Raw genomic sequence first — 14,919 nt, 5'->3', positions numbered from 1 at the left:
AGAGGTCGGCGCTCCCGTCGGCAGCCGGAGGAGTGCCGACGCAGACAAACGAGAGATCCGCGCTGGCAACCGGGCCATAATCCGTCCCCGCGAAGAGCCGCTTTCCGGCATGCTTCTCCAGAAGCGCATCGAGGCCCCGCTCGTGGATCGGGGCGCGCCCGGCGTTGATCGCCGCCGCCTTTCCTGCATCGATCTCGACGATATCGACCGTATGCCCGAGTTCGGCGAAGCAGGCCCCCGTGACCAGGCCGACGTAGCCCCCGCCGACGACTGTTATCCGCATCGTTTCGCTAATCCTCCGGTTCGTTACGTCAAAATTGGGCTTTGGGATGGTAAAAGATATCCGGTTAGAGAGGGGGCTCTGCTGCGTTTTCAAAAGTGCGTAACGCTACCCCGAAGATGAATGACAACGACGTGCTACAGGAGCGCCCGGAACTCGTCGACGGTGATCCCGGACTGGAAAAGAATCGCCTGAAGCGTCTTTGGCGCAAGGATCTTTTTAGAGTGCACGGGAATGGTGACGATGACGTCACGTTGCGCATGATAGAGATAGTGATGGCTGCCCCGGATGCCAACCACCTCAAAACCGGCTCTCTTGAGAGCACCGACCACCTTCTCCCCGGTGGTTCTCGGGAGTTTCATGTCCCCGCGTTGCTGGTATTCAGGATCGTGGGCCGAAGAGCCCCCCGACTTGAGTCGGGGGAGGAATCGGCCCTTCGCATATCACAATACACTTTCGCCCCGTGCGGGTATTCTTTATGCCGGGCGAGCGTCCATCGAAACAGTGTATGCAATCGGTGACGAAGTTGCGGTTGGTTGCGTCTCCCGCCGAACGGCAGATGCTGTTCGCCACAATGGAGCGGTACAATGCCGCCTGCAACGCGGTTTCGCCGGTTGCCTTTTCTGAACGTCAGTTCTCCAACATCGGTCTGCAGAACCGGCTGTACCGCCACGTCCGGGAGACCTTCGGGCTCTCGGCGCAGATGGCCCAGCTCGCCATCCGCAAGGTTGCCGGGAGTTACCGGAGCACCCGGGAAGCGATCAAGGAGCAGAACAAGGTGCTTGCCGTTCTCGGCAAACCCTTGAAGATCTTCACCAAGCTCTCGTTCCGGGAGCACGGGGCCATCTGCTACGATGCCCGGGTGCTCTCCATCGGGCAGAGTAGGGTGAGCATCTGGACGCTGGACGGCCGGATCAAACTCTGGTACAGCAAGCCCGATCACTTCCCGGCGGTCGCGACCGTCAGGCAGACCGACCTCGTCTACCGGGACGGAGCCTTCTGGCTCTACGCGACCGTGGAGACTCCCGACATCGATCCTGCCGAACCTTCCGAGTACCTCGGGGTCGATCTCGGGGTGGTGACGATCGCCACCACGAGCGACGGAGCAACCTTCTCCAGCGAGGCCACCGAGAAGGTGCGGAAGCGGTACGGCAGACTCAAGGGGGTTCTCCAGAAGACCGGCACCAAATCGGCCAAACGGAAACTACAGCAGATCGCCGGCAGAGAGCGCCGGTTCAAGACCGATACCAACCACGCCATCAGCAAAAGAATCGTTTGCGCGGCAGAAGGCACAAAGCGGGGGATTGCTCTCGAAGACCTCAAGGGCATTCTCCTGCGGACCACGGTTACGAAGGGCCAGCGCGAACGACACCATAAGTGGGCGTTTCATCAGCTCCGATCCTCCATCGAGTACAAGGCCCGCCGGGCAGGGGTCCGGGTGCAGGTGATCGATGGGGCGTATACGAGCCAGCAGTGCAGCGTCTGCGGGTTCGTCCACCCCGATAACCGGCCGACCCAGGCAGCGTTTCGCTGCCGCGCCTGCGGGCATACCGAGAACGCCGACCTCAACGCGGCGAAGAACATCGCCGCCAGGGCCGCTGTCAACCGGCCTATTGCGGTCTGCTCCCCCGACACCGGGGGAGAGGTGGAATCGCAAGCCTGTAAAGAGCATGGTGCCGCCTATGGGATCATGCCCCCGACTTCAGTCGGGGGTAGTTGACGGGTACGGATACTTCAACCGGAATGGGTTTGCCGAGTTTCCTGGCTACCTCGATATACCCCGCGATCGCCTCCTCGACGTGTGCCAGCGCCTCTTCCCAGGTAGACCCCTCGCTGATGCACCCCGGGAGGGACGGCACCGTTACGGTATACCCTCCCTCCTCATTCTGCTCCATAAGGACCGTGTAGCGGAGACGAGTATCTGACAGTTGATCCCCTCCACTGGAGAGTTATCTATGACACTATATAGGGGTTCCGCGGTTCGTCTCCTGCACGAGGCCACGGGACTAAGGGCGCAACTCCGGGCTGCCGATCCATATCCCAGCACCGCCCGGCACGGCACTAGCCCGAGAACATCTCCTTGACGAGGTCGATGACGGGGGTAGCGAGAGCCAGGGCCTTCTCGCCTTCCTCCCGATCGAACGCCTCGTACGGCAGGCCTCCCGGAATCCCGTTCGGATAGCGGGTTGGGATATAATAGAGGTCGAGTGTCCTTGCCCGCGAGATGGTGCCGAAGGCGCTGTTGAGTGAGGAGGCCCTGTTAAGGAGGTCCGCGACGGAATGGCCGAGCACTCTCTCCTCTCCGGAGAGATAGAGGTATGCCTTGATGGCCTTCTCTGCAGCCTGCTGGGCCAGGAAGCAGGTCAGGTTGTACCTCTCGCCGGCAAAAGCATACTCTGCATCGTCAAGGTCGCGTTCTGCCTGTTTCAGCCATCGGGTTCCTTCTTTTTCGGGCTCCTGCTTCATAGAGTACAACACCGTCCTGTAACGCATTCTTAAGAAAAATCCCTTCCTGCATGGCAGCGAACTCGTCCGGGGTATACACCAGAATATCCATGGCGATACGAGCATCGCGATAAAACGGCTCAAGACGTGATAAAAACTTCTTATCTGTCTCCTGAACAACGACGAGATCGAGATCGCTGTCGCAACGGACATCGCCCCGGGCAGCCGAACCGAAGAGAATTATCTTCCTGATCGAGGGGTCCCGGCTCCAGCGGTCGACGAACCTCTCCAGCTCGGTTTTAAGTCGCAGTTTGTGCTCACGTGCGGTGCCGGGGGCAGCCATACTGATTGATCGCCCCGTTGGCGCGATAAAGGTATCGAACGACCACTCTTATGGAACGGGCGCGGCCTGTCTCCCGCTCATGTCTCTCTCAAACGCTCTTCGCGGGGAGTTATAGCCGGAGATTATCATTTTCATGATGGATCCACAGCATCGGTCGAAAGCTACCGGAAGACGAAGGACGCCGGCCCCCGAACCCCGCACGCCAATCGATACACTCTATACCCCAAGAGCCCGATACTATTCCAGAAAATGAATACCCCCGCCCTCTCCGTCGTCCTCCCGGCCCTCAACGAAGAAGCCACCATCGGCGAGTGCATCGGAAAGATCCGGACGGTCTTTGCCGATCTCTCGATCGACGGCGAGATCATCATCGCCGACTCCTCCGACGACCGGACGGCAACGATCGCCCGGGACCTCGGGGCCACGGTCGTCCGGCCGAAGAAGCGCGGCTACGGGAACGCCTACCTCGCCGGGCTCGCGTGCGCCCGGGGGGAGTACATCGTCATCGGGGATGCGGACAACACCTACGACTTCCTGGAGATCCCCAAGCTCCTCGCCCGGCTCGACGCCGGCGCCGACATGGCCCTCGGCTCCCGGCTCCGGGGGGAGATCCGGCCGGGAGCGATGCCCCTCCTCCACCAGTACGTGGGCAACCCCCTCTTAACCTGGCTCCTCAACCGGGTGTTTGGCATCCGGATATCGGATGCGCACACGGGCCTCCGGGCGTTCCGGCGTGAGGCGCTCGGGCGGATGAACCTCAAGACCGGGGGGATGGAGTTTGCAAGCGAGATGATCATCGAGGCGGCGAAAGCCGGGCTCCGGATTGAAGAAGTCCCGATCACCTATTACCCGCGGGTCGCGCCCTCGAACCTGCAGAGTTTCTCCGACGGCTGGCGGCACGTCCGGTTCATGCTCCTCTACCGGCCGATCCCCTTCATCACCGTTCCGGGACTGATCTTCACGGTCTTCGGCTTCTTCCTGATGATCATCTTTGCCCTGCGGGGAGAGGTCGAGACCTCGTTCATCCACTCCTTCATCCTCGCCGCCCTCTTCTTCATCGGCGGGATCCAGGCGCTCGTTGCCGGGGTCAACATCGCCGTCTACTCGGCCGTCCAGGGCTACGGCGAGGCGGGACCGTTCGTCTCCCGGCTCATGAACTACCACAACCTCGAGCGGGAACTCCTCGCCGGCATCCTGCTGATGGCCGGCGGCGGCCTCGTCGGGCTCGGCATCCTCCGGGACTGGGCCGCCACAGGGTTCGGCCCGCTCTTCCAGATCGCAAACGCCGTCTGGGCGCTGGCCCTCTTCCTCGCCGGGATGCAGGTCGTTTTTTCAGGGATCTTCACGAGCATGATGCTCTTAAAGCGCGGGGAAGGGCAGGACTGAACCCCTTCCGGCGTATGGTGCTTTATCTGGTGATCCCGTTTCCTATGCCTCAGTTTCGATTTCCGGGCTCTTTTAGGGGAGATCGATCCTGTTATATATGGTTGGCGGTACAGTTGTGAACCGGAGGAGCTTCAAATGACCGCTTTATCAAACAATCAACAGAAGATAGCAAAGAGGATCGACGCAGGCACCGCCGTCGAAGTGTGGCGCGACTGGAAGTGGCAGGTGCGTCACGCGATCACCGATATATCCACGTTTGAGCGGCTGCTCGGCATATCGTTCGGAGAAGACGAACGGAAAGCGCTGGAGGAGACCGCGAACCGGTTCCCCCTGCGGATAACCCCGTACTACCTCTCGCTCATCGACGCGAAGGATATCTGGAACGACCCGATCTTCATGCAGTGCTTCCCGTCTCCGGCGGAGCTGCAGGTCGAGCCCGACGACATGGAGGACCCGCTTGCCGAGGACGCCGACCACCCCGCCCCCTGCATCACCCACCGCTACCCCGACCGGGTGCTTTTCCTGGTCAGCAACGTCTGCGCCATGTACTGCCGGCACTGCACCAGGAAGCGGAAGGTCGGGGACGTCGACTCCATCCCCTCAGAGGCCGAGGTCATCGAGAGCCTCGACTACATCCGGGAGAACCCCCAGATCCGGGACGTCCTCCTCTCCGGGGCGACCCGTTCATGCTCCCCGACGACCGCCTCGACTGGATCCTGACCGAACTCGACGACATCGAGCACGTCGAGGTGGTCCGGATCGGCACCCGGACTCCGGTCGTCCTCCCCTACCGGGTTACGGAGGAGCTCTGCGCGATGCTCGCCCGCCACCACCCGCTCTGGGTGAACACCCACTTCAACCACCCGGCGGAGATCACGGCATCCTCGCAGAAGGCGCTCGCAAGGCTTGCCGACGCCGGCATACCGCTCGGCAACCAGACCGTCCTGCTTGCGGGGGTGAACGACTGCCCCCGGATCATGAAGACCCTGGTGCACAAACTCGTCAGGAACCGGGTCCGCCCCTACTACCTCTACCAGTGCGACCTCTCCGAGGGGCTCGCCCATTTCCGCACCCCGGTCTCGAAGGGGATCGAGATCATCGAGAACCTCATCGGGCACACCAGCGGGTTCGCGGTCCCGACCTACGTCATCGACGCCCCCGGCGGCGGGGGGAAGATCCCGGTGATGCCCCAGTACCTCATCTCCTGGTCCACGAACCGGGTGGTGCTGCGCAACTTCGAAGGGGTGATCACCACCTACCGGGAGCCCGACTCCTACGAACCGGTCTGGTGCGATCGCAAGTGCGCGACCTGCAGCCAGTACCTGAAGCTCGAGGGCGCGGACGAGTCCAAAGCGGTCGGGATCGTCAAACTCCTCTCCGACGAGGACCCGACGACAGCGCTCGTCCCGGAGAACACCGAGCGGTTCGAGCGGAGAAATGAGTCCTGATACCGTCACGACGATCGGCGGTACCCTCGTCCAGCACGGGCGGGTGAGCGACCGCATCTACGTGATGCACCTCTCTCCCGCCGACCTCCCCGGAATTCTCGACGATCTCGATGCGCTCGCAGAAACCGAGGGCTACACGAAGATATTCGCAAAAGTGCCCGCCTCCGCCCTCTCGCTCTTCATCGCCCGGGGCTACGTCGTCGAGGCGCGGGTTCCCCGGTTCTTCCGGGGCAGGGAGGACGGGTATTTCGCATCGAAGTTCCTTGATGCAAAACGCCGGCGGGAGTCGGCCGAGACCGCCGCGGTTCTCGCGGCCGTCCGCGAGAAGGCCGGTGATGCCCGCCCGGCCGACCTGCCGCCCGGCTGGACGTGTGCGCCTGCGGCGGAAGACGACGCCGAAGACCTTGCCGCGCTCTACGGCGAGGTCTTTGCGACCTACCCGTTTCCCATCGCCGATCCCGGCTACCTGCGGGAGACGATGGCCGGGGACTACCGCTACTTCCTCGTCCGCACCGAAGACGGCCGGATTGCCGCGGCTTCCTCGGCGGAGATCTATCCCGGGGACGGGAACGTCGAGATGACCGATTTCGCCACGCACCGGGCGTTCCGGGGCCGGAACCTCTCGATCTATCTCCTCTCCCGGATGGAGGAGGCGATGCGGGCTGCCGGGATGAAGACCGCCTTCACGATTGCCCGGGCGCTCTCGTACCCGATCAACGCCACGTTCGCCCGGGCGGGGTACGCCTGGGCCGGGACGCTCGTCAACAACACCAACATCTGCGGCGGGTTCGAGAGCATGAACGTGTGGTACCGGACGCTGGATGAGTAGATTACCTTCCGAAGGGGACAACGTCACTCTTTTGCTTCACGTGAAGCCGTGACGTCCGGGGTTTTTCCCGGCAACCTCTTTCGCGTTCTTCGCACCAAAGGTGCGACTCCCGGTGGGAAGCCGTTTCAGCAATTTGATGCAGGAGATCGTTCAATTCGGTATGAACGCTCGTAATCGCATTCAGAGCCCTGTGAATCTTCAACCACGTGGTACTTTTGGGACGACTTCAAGGCTTCACGCGGAGCCCTGCGCCTCCGGCGACTGCAGGAACCTCTCGACCTCCTGCCGGAAAAGAGCGAAATCTCCGATGTGCTCCTTCAGGATCGAGAAGGCAAGGGCGTCATCGATTGCTCCATAGCGGTGGACGACGATATTTCGGAACCCCTTCATCGCCTTCAGGCTCTGCCGCATGCCGGAGCCGAATACTCCGTGCTGCACAAGGTTCTCAAGGATATCCTCATCGCTACCAGGGACGCCGAGATGGAGATCCGTGTTTAACTTGTGGGGGTGAAGGGGGCGGAGCGGGAAGTCCCCACCGTTCAGAGTGGGGATGAAAGCGGAGCCGCCCTTCGTCACGTTCACCCCGCACGGATCACGTATATCTTATTTCAGATGAACTCTCTTGTTGTCCATGCTCATTTCCTACAAGTATCGAGCATATCCAGATGCAATTACCAGGACGCGGCTGAATACTGCACTCGATACCTGTCGGTGGCTCTACAACACCCTCCTCGAAGAGTGTACTACCGCACGAGAGACCGGGCTCGCTCCGACGATGCGAGGCATGCAGGCGCGGATCGTCACGCTGAAAGAGGAGAATCCGTTTCTGAAGGGCGTGTACTCCAAAGTGCTTCAGATGGTGAACTATACCCTCTGGAGTAACATCCGTGCTCTTTCGCAGACAAAAAAGAGAGGACGAAAGATCGGCAAACTCCGGTTCAAAAGCGCATCCCGGTACCGCACACTCAACTACAACCAGTCCGGGTTCAAGATCGACCAAGAACACAGTAAAATCATCTTCTCGAAGATCGGAACAATCCCGTTCGTCATGCATCGACCGTACACGGGAGAGGTGAAAGGTGTTCTGATCACCCGTTCTGGTGACGAATGGTACGTGATCATCCAGGCAGAGCAGACAGTGCCTGCATCGAAGCGTAAAGGGCGATCTGTTGGGATCGATCTCGGTCTGAACACATTTGCGGTCGATAGTGACGGTGCGGCAATCGAGAACCCCCGGTTCTTTGAACGATCACGGGCCAGAATTAAGAAATTACAGCAAAGCGTTGCCCGAAAACGTCGTAGTTCAAAGAATTGGGAGAAAGCAAAGAAGAAACTGGAGAAAGCATATGCCCATATCACACACCAGAGGAATGATTTTCTGCACAAACTCTCCCGCGGATACGTTGATTCTTATGCGACGATCTGTGTAGAGGACCTGAATATCAAGTATCTCAAAGAGAACGGGAAATCTCGTGGACTCCGCAGGAGCATCCATGATGTATCATGGGAACGATTCTACTCTTATCTTTCGTATAAGGCTGAGAGCGCTGGTACGAACTTCATTCGCGTCGATCCCCGGAATACAACGCAGATGTGCGCAAACTGCGGAAGCATTGTGGAGAAGGATCTCTCGGTGAGAGTGCATGAATGCTCGTATTGCGGGTTTGTTGCCGATCGAGACTACAATGCTGCGGTGAATATTCACCGCGTGGGGATGGAACAGCCCTGCGAGCCTGTGGAAATGCAGAGCATTTCCCAGCCAGGGAAATCTTCGATTTCCCGTGCTGTGGAGATGATACCGCTACATCACATCTCTGTGATGCAAGTATTGTCCATGAAGCAGGAAGCCCCTCCCTTCAGGGAGGGGTAGTTCACGATAGCGCAAATGTCAAAGACATTCTCGATGGCGTATTCGATACGCTTGTAGATGCCGTCCTTTATTATACCGAGCTTCTCGAACGATTCGACCGAATCGGGAAGGTGTCCTCTGGCCATATCGACGCTCTCGGCCATCTCCAGGAGTTTGATGCGGATGACCGTGTCCCGGATCCCCTCAGTCACGCCATCGCCTCCTTCCCGATGTAGTCGTACAGCCGGTGCTTGAAATCGTCGAACTCCCTGATTGTCCGGTAGGCGATGTCGTAGAGGAATCGTTCGTCGGGGCAGTAGACGACCCGTCCGCGGAGAACCTCCGTCCGGATATAGAGCGGCAGAAGGGAGAAGATCCGGATGTCGTAGCGGTCGTCGGTGAGTTCGGAGAGCGCCGCAAACCGGAACCGGGCGACCTCCTCCCGGCCCCCGTCGTAGTAGACGGCGAGGTCGATGTCGGACCCCGCTCTCGCCCCCCCCGGCGATCGGGCCGTAGAGGATGATGAAGCGGACCTTCTCGAACCCCTCGAGGGCCTTCATGCGATCGAATGCATGTAAGACGTCCTGCTCCGCCGTTCTCATCTCCAGGATCCCTCGTCGAGAGTTGGCATCTCTCTCGCATGAATAGTTCCGCGACGCCGGCCCCCACGCCGGTAGAAAAAAGTTGTTGGGGAGTTTATGCAGAGCCCTGCCGCTCCGCGTCCTTCTTCCGGTAGCCTTCGAGCAGGATCGTCGTCAGGTTCTTGACGGGCACGTCCGTGCAGTCCGCGATGTGGAACTCGCAGAACGGGCAGACCGTCACCACGACGTCCGCGCCCGTCGCCTTCACGCATTCGTCGCGCTTTGCGCCGAGGGCTTTCGCCTCCTCCGGCACCCCCGACCGGACGCCGCCGCCGGCGCCGCAGCACTGCGAGGGCATCTCGACGAACTCCTTTACCCCCAGGCGCAGGAGTTCCCGCGGCTGCTCGCTGATCCCCTGGCCGCGGAGGAGGTGGCAGGGATCGTGGTAGGTCGCCCGGACGTCGAGTTTCGACGGGGGCTCGATCCCGTACTCGGTGAGGATCTCCGTGACGTCTTTCACCTCAAACGGCGTCTCGTAATCGTTCTTCAGCGTCGCCCCGCACCCGGCGCAGATCGTCATCACGGTCTTGATCCCCCGACGGGCGAAGGCCTCGATGTTCTTTCGCTTCAGGTCGTCGACGAAGGACGTCTGCCCCGTCCGGATCAGCGGTGACCCGCAGCAGACCTGGTCGTGGGGGACGATCACCCGGATGCCGTTGCGCTTCATGACCTCCATAGCATCGAGCGCCGTCTGCGGCACCCGGCCGTTGAACATGCACCCGACGAAGAACCCCACCTCGCCGCGGACAGGGCCGTCGGGCTCGATCACCTCCGGCACCTGTTCGAGGAAGGTCGGCTGCGTCCGCTCCACGCTCCGTCCCGTCTCCTGCACCAGCCGCGCCACCTCCTGGTGGCGGGGGAGGGTCAGCCCGCGGCGGTTCGCGAGCTCCCGGAGTTTCTCGATCGCCTTGCCCGGGACGTCGATATCTTTCGGGCAGACTTCCGTGCAGCGCTTGCAGGTCGTGCAGTAGAAGAGCCCTTTCTCGATGGCGTCGGTGATCCGATCCCCCGAGTCCCGGGGGTCGAGGGCGAGGCGCATCTCCTGCCGGAGCACCGTCGGCCCGGCGAAATCCGTCACCTGGAGCGCCGGGCAGGCCGATACGCAGCAGAGGCACTCGATGCAGTCCCGGAGGGGCTTGATCGCTTCGATCTCCTCCCTTGCCGGGAGGGCTGCGTCCGGTGCCGGGCATATCCGGGCAATCTTTGCTATCACCGGCTCCAGGTCGACCATCAGGTCTTTTAGAACCGGGAGGTCCAGCGGCTCGACCGTCATACCGTCGCGAGCCTCCTCCATGCAGGCGAGGACGGGTTTCCCGTCCACCCGGACGGCGCAGCTTCCGCACTGCCCGGACCCGCAGCAGTAGCGGTAGGCGAGCGTCGAGTCGTGCTCGTCGCGGACCGCGTGGAGGGCATGGAGCACCCGGGCGCCCTCGTTGACCCGGACCGTGTACTCCTCGAAGTGCGGCTCCGCGTCCGCGGCCGGGTCGTAGCGCGAGACCCGGATCGTGATCTCTTTCATGCCGCCACCTCCCGCCGCTCGATCCCCTCCCGGGCGAGCGAGACGTAGGTGTGGGAGAACGGCGATGTCGCCGGGTCGGTCACGACCTCCGCGTCCAGCCGGACGTGAGCCCCCCGGTTCTCGGGCCGCAGGAGGGCGCACCGGACGATCAGGGACGCCGTGGTGCACATGTTCCGGATCGTGCAGCACTCGAGAAGGTTCGCGGTCGAGGCGGCGCAGAGCCGCTTGTCCGCCAGTCGCCGGACGTGCCCGAGCGCCGTCCGGAGGTCGGGGGCGCTCCTGAAGATCCCGGCCTGGTTCCACATCGTGAGTTTCAGGTCCTTCCTGACGTCCGCGGGGCTTATCGCCCCCTCGAAGAAGCCGTCGAGCATCCGGGTTACCTCATCGACCCCGGCGGGATCCACCCGGCCGCTTCGTGCAGGCGCCTTCCCGGCGAACTCCCCGGCCCGCTTCCCGAAGACCTGCGTATCGGCAAGGGCGTTCCCGCCGAGGCGGTTTGCGCCATGCACCCCGCCGGTCACCTCGCCGCAGGCGAAGAGGCCGGGGATAGTCGTCCGGCACTCCGGTGTGATCCGGACCCCGCCCATGATATGGTGGGCGGTGGGAGCGACCTCCATCGGCTCCCGCCGGATATCCACACCGAAGGCGAGGAACTGCTCGAGCATCACCGGGAGCCGGGCCTCGATCCGTTCCGCCGGAAGGTGGGTCACGTCCAGGTAGACCCCGCCGCGGCTCGTCCCGCGCCCTTCCAGCACCTCGGTCGCGATCGCTCTCGCAACCACGTCCCGGGTGGAGAGCTCCATCCGCTCGGGATCGTAGCGCTCCATGAACCGCTCCCGACGCGCGTTTAAGAGGATGCCCCCCTCACCCCGGACCGCCTCCGTCACCAGCCGCCCGCGGGCGTCGTAGGGGTAGACCGCTCCGGTCGGGTGGAACTGGACCATCTCCATGTCGATCAGCTCCGCCCCCGCCCGGTAGGCCATGGCGAACCCGTCCCCGGTTCCGGCGGCGGAGTTCGTGGATATATCGTAGGCCTGCGTCCCCCCGCCGGTCGCGAGCACCGTGGCGTCGGAGCGGAAGAGCACGACGTCCCCGTCCCGGTCGAGAGCAACGGCGCCCGCGACCGCACCGTTCTCGTCCTTGACGAAGTCGACGACCGAGACCTCCTGGTAGAGATGCGTATCGGTCGCGTCGAGCCGGTCGAGGAGGGTCATGATCATCTCGTGGCCGGTCCGGTCCCCGGCGTAGCAGGTCCGGGGGAACCGCTGCCCGCCGAACGGCCGCTGCGCAACCTGCCGGTCCTCCGTGACGTCGAAGACAGCGCCCCACCGGACAAGATCCGCCATCCGCTCCGGCGCCTCGCGGACCAGTGCGTCCACGAGCGCAGGATCATTTAAGTACGCCCCGCCTTTCAGCGTATCGTCGCGGTGGACCCGGACTGAGTCCTCTTCCCGCAGCACGGCGTTGTAACCGCCCTCCGCCATCGTCGTGCACCCGCCCTTGCCGGCGATGGTCTTGGAGACCAGGACCACGCCGCCGTACCGGGAGGCCTCGACGGCAGCCCGTACCCCGGCGCCGCCACTTCCGATAACCAGTACGTGCGCGTCCACAATCTCGTCAACAAGCATCTTATTAGTCGGTGCGTTGTATAATACCATAAAGTAATTGCAGGGACGAGTGAGCCAGAATGAGGCTTTTAATGAAATTTGGCGGCACCTCCGTCGGTGAGGCAGACTGTATCCGGCGGGTCGCAGACATTGTAGAATCAAACCGTGCAGCAGGCGACGAAGTCGCGGTGGTCGTATCGGCATGCTCCGGGGTCACCGACCAGATCATCGCGGTGGCCGACGAGGTCATAGCAAGCAAGGAGCAGCCCCAGATCGGGACGCTCCTCTCCGCGATGCGGACCCGGCACACCCGGCTCCTCGAGGAGACGGCCCCCGACTACGTCGACGAGGTGACGGCGGTCATCGACGACCGGCTCACCCGGCTGCAGAACATCCTCACCGCAGTATACACCCTCAAGGAGCTGACTCCCCGGTCCCGCGACTATATCGTCTCCTTCGGGGAGCGGCTCTCCGCCCCGATCGTGAGCGCCGCCCTCCGCCAGCGCGGCATCTCTTCGGTCGCCCTCGACGGCGCCGAGGCCGGGATAATCACGACGGTGAATCACGGGGACGCCCGTGCTCTCCCGGCGAGCGAGGCGAACATCCGGCACCGGGTCGCCCCGCTGCTCGCCGACACCGTCCCGGTGATCATGGGCTTCATGGGAGCGACCGAGCAGGGTGTCATCACCACCCTCGGCCGGAGCGGTTCCGATTACTCGGCCGCTATCATCGGTGCCGGGATCGATGCCGACGAGATCTGGATCTGGACCGACGTCGACGGAGTGATGACCTCCGATCCCCGGATCATCAAGGATGCCCGGGTGCTCGACGACATCTCATACCTCGAGGTGATGGAGCTCTCCTACTTCGGCGCGAAGGTCCTCCACCCGCGGTCGATCGAACCCGCGATGCAGAAAGATATCCCGATCCGGGTCAAAAACTCGTTCAGGCCCGAAGTCCCCGGCACCCTCGTCCTCCGCGACGAGCACCGGGAGTTGCGGGTGGTCAAGGCCATCGCCCTGATCGAGAAGGTGGCGCTGGTCAACATCAACGGCGCGCAGATGATCGGCCGGCCCGGTGTCGCGAAGACGATCTTTTCCGCGCTCGCCGAGCGGGAGGTGAACGTCATGATGATCTCGCAGGGCTCGAGCGAGGCAAACATCTCCCTCATCATCGACGAATCCCACCTGGACGCCGCGATAGCCGCCCTCGACCCGATCGTGAAGCAGGGCGTCGTGCGCGAGGTCACCTACGATCGGGACGTCGTTGCGCTCGCGGTCGTGGGTGCGGGGATGGCCGGCACTCCCGGAACCGGCGGCCGGATCTTCTCCGCACTCGGCCGGGCCAACATCAACATGATGATGATCTCGCAGGGTTCAAGCGAGGTGAACGTCTCCTTCGTCGTGAAGGCCGGGGACGGCAAACGGGCCCTGCAGGTGCTGCACGATGAATTCCGTCTCTCGGAGAACTCAGATGAGTGAAGAACATACCTACCGCGAAGCCGGGGTCGATATCGACCTCGAAGCCCGGGCGGTGCGGGCGCTGATCGACAGCCTCACCTACCGGAGGGCCGGCGCTTTTTCGATGCTCGGGAAGGTCGGGCATTTTGCCGGGCTGATCGACTTCGGCCCGTATGTCCTCGCGCTCGCGGTCGACGGCGTCGGCACGAAGATGCTCGTCGCGGACGCCCTGCAGGACTGGCACACCGTCGGGATCGACTGCATCGCGATGAACGTAAACGACCTCTACGTGATGAACCTCGAACCCGTGGCGTTCGTCGACTACATCGCGACCGACGCGCTCCTGCCTGAGAAGATGGCCCAGATCGGCGAAGGACTGAACGAGGGGGCGAGGCTCGCGAACATGAACATCGTCGGCGGCGAGACCGCGACCCTCAAGGGGCTCGTGAACGGCCTCGACCTCGCGGGGACCTGTCTCGGGGTCCAGGAGAAGGAGAAGGTCGTCACCGGCGAGGGGATCGTCCCCGGCGATCTGATCGTCGGCGTTCCCTCGAGCGGCGTCCACAGCAACGGCTTAACCCTCGCCCGTAAGGTCGTCGAGGACTGCGCCTCCTACGACACCCTTCTCCCGAACGGGAAAACCGTCGGCGAAGAACTCCTGACGCCGACCCGGATCTATTCAGAGGTGCTCCGTGTGACGGAGGCCTGCACAGTCCACGGCATGTGCCACGTCACCGGCGGCGGCCTCCTGAACTTCAAGAGGCTCTCGGAGTACGGGTTCTCCTTCACCGACCCCCTCCCGGTCCCCGAGATCTTTTCCTGGCTGCAGGAGACCGGCGGGATCGGTGACGCGGAGATGTACCGCACCTTCAACATGGGCATGGGCTACGCCTTCGTCGCCCCGGCCGAAAGCGTGGCCGCGATCCGGTCGATCGTTCCCGAAGCCCGGGTGGTCGGCGAGGTGACGGAGGAGCCGGGGGTGCGGTTGAGAGGCGTGGAGATCCGGTGAGGATTCTCAAATCCCTTTCTCTTGAGAAATTGTTTTTACGTTTTGTTGTTCTTGAGTGGCAGATGAAGCACTTGTGGCACACCCGTGCACGGATTTCGAGGGG

The 14,919-nt window shown here is 62.6% G+C and carries 17 protein-coding genes and 1 pseudogene; 8 read left to right on the top strand and 10 right to left on the bottom strand.

The window, feature by feature from the left end; genetic code table 11:
- Positions 1-283: pseudogene (locus BRA62_RS02230) on the bottom strand (UDP-glucose 6-dehydrogenase); the annotation flags it as partial.
- Between the two features lie 134 nt (positions 284-417).
- Entirely contained in the window at positions 418-642 is a 225-nt protein-coding gene (locus BRA62_RS02225; RefSeq protein WP_292364488.1) for a type II toxin-antitoxin system HicA family toxin, read from the bottom strand.
- 146 nt (positions 643-788) lie between these two features.
- On the opposite strand from BRA62_RS02225, the gene BRA62_RS02220 reads away from it, so the two are divergent.
- Positions 789-2,000 carry an RNA-guided endonuclease InsQ/TnpB family protein gene (locus BRA62_RS02220; protein ID WP_292364487.1) on the top strand — a complete coding sequence of 404 codons (1,212 nt, stop codon included), beginning with the start codon at positions 789-791 and terminating at the stop codon, positions 1,998-2,000.
- On the opposite strand, the gene BRA62_RS02215 is transcribed toward BRA62_RS02220, so the two are convergent.
- The 3 genes from BRA62_RS02215 to BRA62_RS02205 form a co-directional block, all read right to left on the bottom strand.
- Positions 1,969-2,175 carry a type II toxin-antitoxin system HicB family antitoxin gene (locus tag BRA62_RS02215; RefSeq protein WP_331519826.1) on the bottom strand — a complete coding sequence of 69 codons (207 nt, stop codon included), beginning with the start codon at positions 2,173-2,175 and terminating at the stop codon, positions 1,969-1,971. The two genes, BRA62_RS02220 and BRA62_RS02215, sit on opposite strands and share 32 nt — an antisense overlap.
- Before the next feature lie 166 nt (positions 2,176-2,341).
- Entirely contained in the window at positions 2,342-2,746 is a 405-nt protein-coding gene (locus BRA62_RS02210) for a HEPN domain-containing protein (RefSeq protein WP_292364486.1), read from the bottom strand.
- Positions 2,685-3,068, bottom strand: coding sequence for a nucleotidyltransferase domain-containing protein (locus tag BRA62_RS02205; protein WP_292364485.1), 384 nt, complete (start codon positions 3,066-3,068; stop codon positions 2,685-2,687). Before BRA62_RS02205 ends, BRA62_RS02210 begins: the two co-directional genes overlap by 62 nt.
- Positions 3,069-3,317: 249 nt before the next feature.
- On the opposite strand from BRA62_RS02205, the gene BRA62_RS02200 reads away from it, so the two are divergent.
- The 4 genes from BRA62_RS02200 (at position 3,318) to ablB (ending at position 6,731) form a co-directional block, all read left to right on the top strand.
- A complete protein-coding gene (locus tag BRA62_RS02200) occupies positions 3,318-4,454 on the top strand; it encodes a glycosyltransferase family 2 protein (RefSeq protein WP_292364484.1) in 1,137 nt (378 codons plus the stop codon).
- 135 nt (positions 4,455-4,589) lie between these two features.
- The gene (locus BRA62_RS02195) at positions 4,590-5,174 is read left to right on the top strand and encodes a hypothetical protein (protein WP_292364482.1); all 585 of its coding nucleotides are present in this window, start codon (positions 4,590-4,592) and stop codon (positions 5,172-5,174) included.
- Entirely contained in the window at positions 5,141-5,902 is a 762-nt protein-coding gene (locus tag BRA62_RS02190) for a hypothetical protein (protein WP_292364481.1), read from the top strand. The genes BRA62_RS02195 and BRA62_RS02190 overlap by 34 nt, the downstream gene beginning before the upstream one ends.
- Positions 5,892-6,731, top strand: coding sequence for a putative beta-lysine N-acetyltransferase (gene ablB, locus BRA62_RS02185; RefSeq protein ID WP_292364480.1), 840 nt, complete (start codon positions 5,892-5,894; stop codon positions 6,729-6,731). Before BRA62_RS02190 ends, ablB begins: the two co-directional genes overlap by 11 nt.
- 234 nt (positions 6,732-6,965) lie before the next feature.
- On the opposite strand, the gene hepT is transcribed toward ablB, so the two are convergent.
- The gene (gene hepT, locus BRA62_RS02180; RefSeq protein WP_292364479.1) at positions 6,966-7,313 is read right to left on the bottom strand and encodes a type VII toxin-antitoxin system HepT family RNase toxin; all 348 of its coding nucleotides are present in this window, start codon (positions 7,311-7,313) and stop codon (positions 6,966-6,968) included.
- 49 nt (positions 7,314-7,362) lie between these two features.
- Between hepT and BRA62_RS02175 the strand changes: the two genes are divergently transcribed.
- Positions 7,363-8,601 carry an RNA-guided endonuclease InsQ/TnpB family protein gene (locus BRA62_RS02175; protein WP_292364478.1) on the top strand — a complete coding sequence of 413 codons (1,239 nt, stop codon included), beginning with the start codon at positions 7,363-7,365 and terminating at the stop codon, positions 8,599-8,601.
- On the opposite strand, the gene BRA62_RS02170 is transcribed toward BRA62_RS02175, so the two are convergent.
- From BRA62_RS02170 to tfrA, 4 genes are all read right to left on the bottom strand, one after another.
- Complete coding sequence (locus BRA62_RS02170) at positions 8,538-8,792, bottom strand: hypothetical protein (protein WP_292364477.1); 255 nt, start codon at positions 8,790-8,792, stop codon at positions 8,538-8,540. The two genes, BRA62_RS02175 and BRA62_RS02170, sit on opposite strands and share 64 nt — an antisense overlap.
- A complete protein-coding gene (locus BRA62_RS02165; RefSeq protein WP_292364490.1) occupies positions 8,789-9,055 on the bottom strand; it encodes a hypothetical protein in 267 nt (88 codons plus the stop codon). Before BRA62_RS02165 ends, BRA62_RS02170 begins: the two co-directional genes overlap by 4 nt.
- A 221-nt stretch (positions 9,056-9,276) precedes the next feature.
- Complete coding sequence (gene tfrB, locus BRA62_RS02160; RefSeq protein WP_292364476.1) at positions 9,277-10,740, bottom strand: fumarate reductase (CoM/CoB) subunit TfrB; 1,464 nt, start codon at positions 10,738-10,740, stop codon at positions 9,277-9,279.
- Positions 10,737-12,368, bottom strand: a complete 1,632-nt coding sequence (gene tfrA / locus BRA62_RS02155; protein ID WP_292364474.1) for a fumarate reductase (CoM/CoB) subunit TfrA — start codon at positions 12,366-12,368, stop codon at positions 10,737-10,739. Before tfrA ends, tfrB begins: the two co-directional genes overlap by 4 nt.
- 71 nt (positions 12,369-12,439) lie before the next feature.
- On the opposite strand from tfrA, the gene BRA62_RS02150 reads away from it, so the two are divergent.
- Together BRA62_RS02150 and purM are read left to right on the top strand one after the other, a co-directional pair.
- Positions 12,440-13,828 (top strand): aspartate kinase, encoded by a 1,389-nt coding sequence (locus BRA62_RS02150; protein ID WP_292364473.1) that lies wholly within the window; start codon positions 12,440-12,442, stop codon positions 13,826-13,828.
- Positions 13,821-14,816: a phosphoribosylformylglycinamidine cyclo-ligase gene (purM, locus tag BRA62_RS02145; protein ID WP_292364472.1), complete on the top strand. Its 996-nt coding sequence runs from the start codon at positions 13,821-13,823 to the stop codon at positions 14,814-14,816. The genes BRA62_RS02150 and purM overlap by 8 nt, the downstream gene beginning before the upstream one ends.
- Positions 14,817-14,919 lie beyond the last annotated feature (103 nt).

This window comes from Methanoculleus sp. UBA208, assembly GCF_002498065.1.
GTDB lineage: Archaea > Halobacteriota > Methanomicrobia > Methanomicrobiales > Methanoculleaceae > Methanoculleus.
The sequence above is the reverse complement of the archived record's forward strand: the minus strand, read 5'-3'. Positions and strand labels throughout refer to the sequence as shown.

What these genes read in the sequence shown, in the direction of transcription:
- BRA62_RS02200 (WP_292364484.1), top strand. Translation starts at nt 3,318, where the DNA reads ATGAATACCCCCGCCCTCTCCGTCGTCCTCCCGGCCCTCAACGAAGAA.
- tfrA (WP_292364474.1), bottom strand. Translation starts at nt 12,368, where the DNA reads ATGCTTGTTGACGAGATTGTGGACGCGCACGTACTGGTTATCGGAAGT.
- BRA62_RS02175 (WP_292364478.1), top strand. Translation starts at nt 7,363, where the DNA reads ATGCTCATTTCCTACAAGTATCGAGCATATCCAGATGCAATTACCAGG.
- BRA62_RS02220 (WP_292364487.1), top strand. Translation starts at nt 789, where the DNA reads ATGCAATCGGTGACGAAGTTGCGGTTGGTTGCGTCTCCCGCCGAACGG.
- BRA62_RS02205 (WP_292364485.1), bottom strand. Translation starts at nt 3,068, where the DNA reads ATGGCTGCCCCCGGCACCGCACGTGAGCACAAACTGCGACTTAAAACC.
- BRA62_RS02215 (WP_331519826.1), bottom strand. Translation starts at nt 2,175, where the DNA reads ATGGAGCAGAATGAGGAGGGAGGGTATACCGTAACGGTGCCGTCCCTC.
- BRA62_RS02210 (WP_292364486.1), bottom strand. Translation starts at nt 2,746, where the DNA reads ATGAAGCAGGAGCCCGAAAAAGAAGGAACCCGATGGCTGAAACAGGCA.
- purM (WP_292364472.1), top strand. Translation starts at nt 13,821, where the DNA reads ATGAGTGAAGAACATACCTACCGCGAAGCCGGGGTCGATATCGACCTC.
- ablB (WP_292364480.1), top strand. Translation starts at nt 5,892, where the DNA reads ATGAGTCCTGATACCGTCACGACGATCGGCGGTACCCTCGTCCAGCAC.
- BRA62_RS02225 (WP_292364488.1), bottom strand. Translation starts at nt 642, where the DNA reads ATGAAACTCCCGAGAACCACCGGGGAGAAGGTGGTCGGTGCTCTCAAG.
- tfrB (WP_292364476.1), bottom strand. Translation starts at nt 10,740, where the DNA reads ATGAAAGAGATCACGATCCGGGTCTCGCGCTACGACCCGGCCGCGGAC.
- BRA62_RS02195 (WP_292364482.1), top strand. Translation starts at nt 4,590, where the DNA reads ATGACCGCTTTATCAAACAATCAACAGAAGATAGCAAAGAGGATCGAC.
- BRA62_RS02190 (WP_292364481.1), top strand. Translation starts at nt 5,141, where the DNA reads ATGCTCCCCGACGACCGCCTCGACTGGATCCTGACCGAACTCGACGAC.
- BRA62_RS02150 (WP_292364473.1), top strand. Translation starts at nt 12,440, where the DNA reads ATGAAATTTGGCGGCACCTCCGTCGGTGAGGCAGACTGTATCCGGCGG.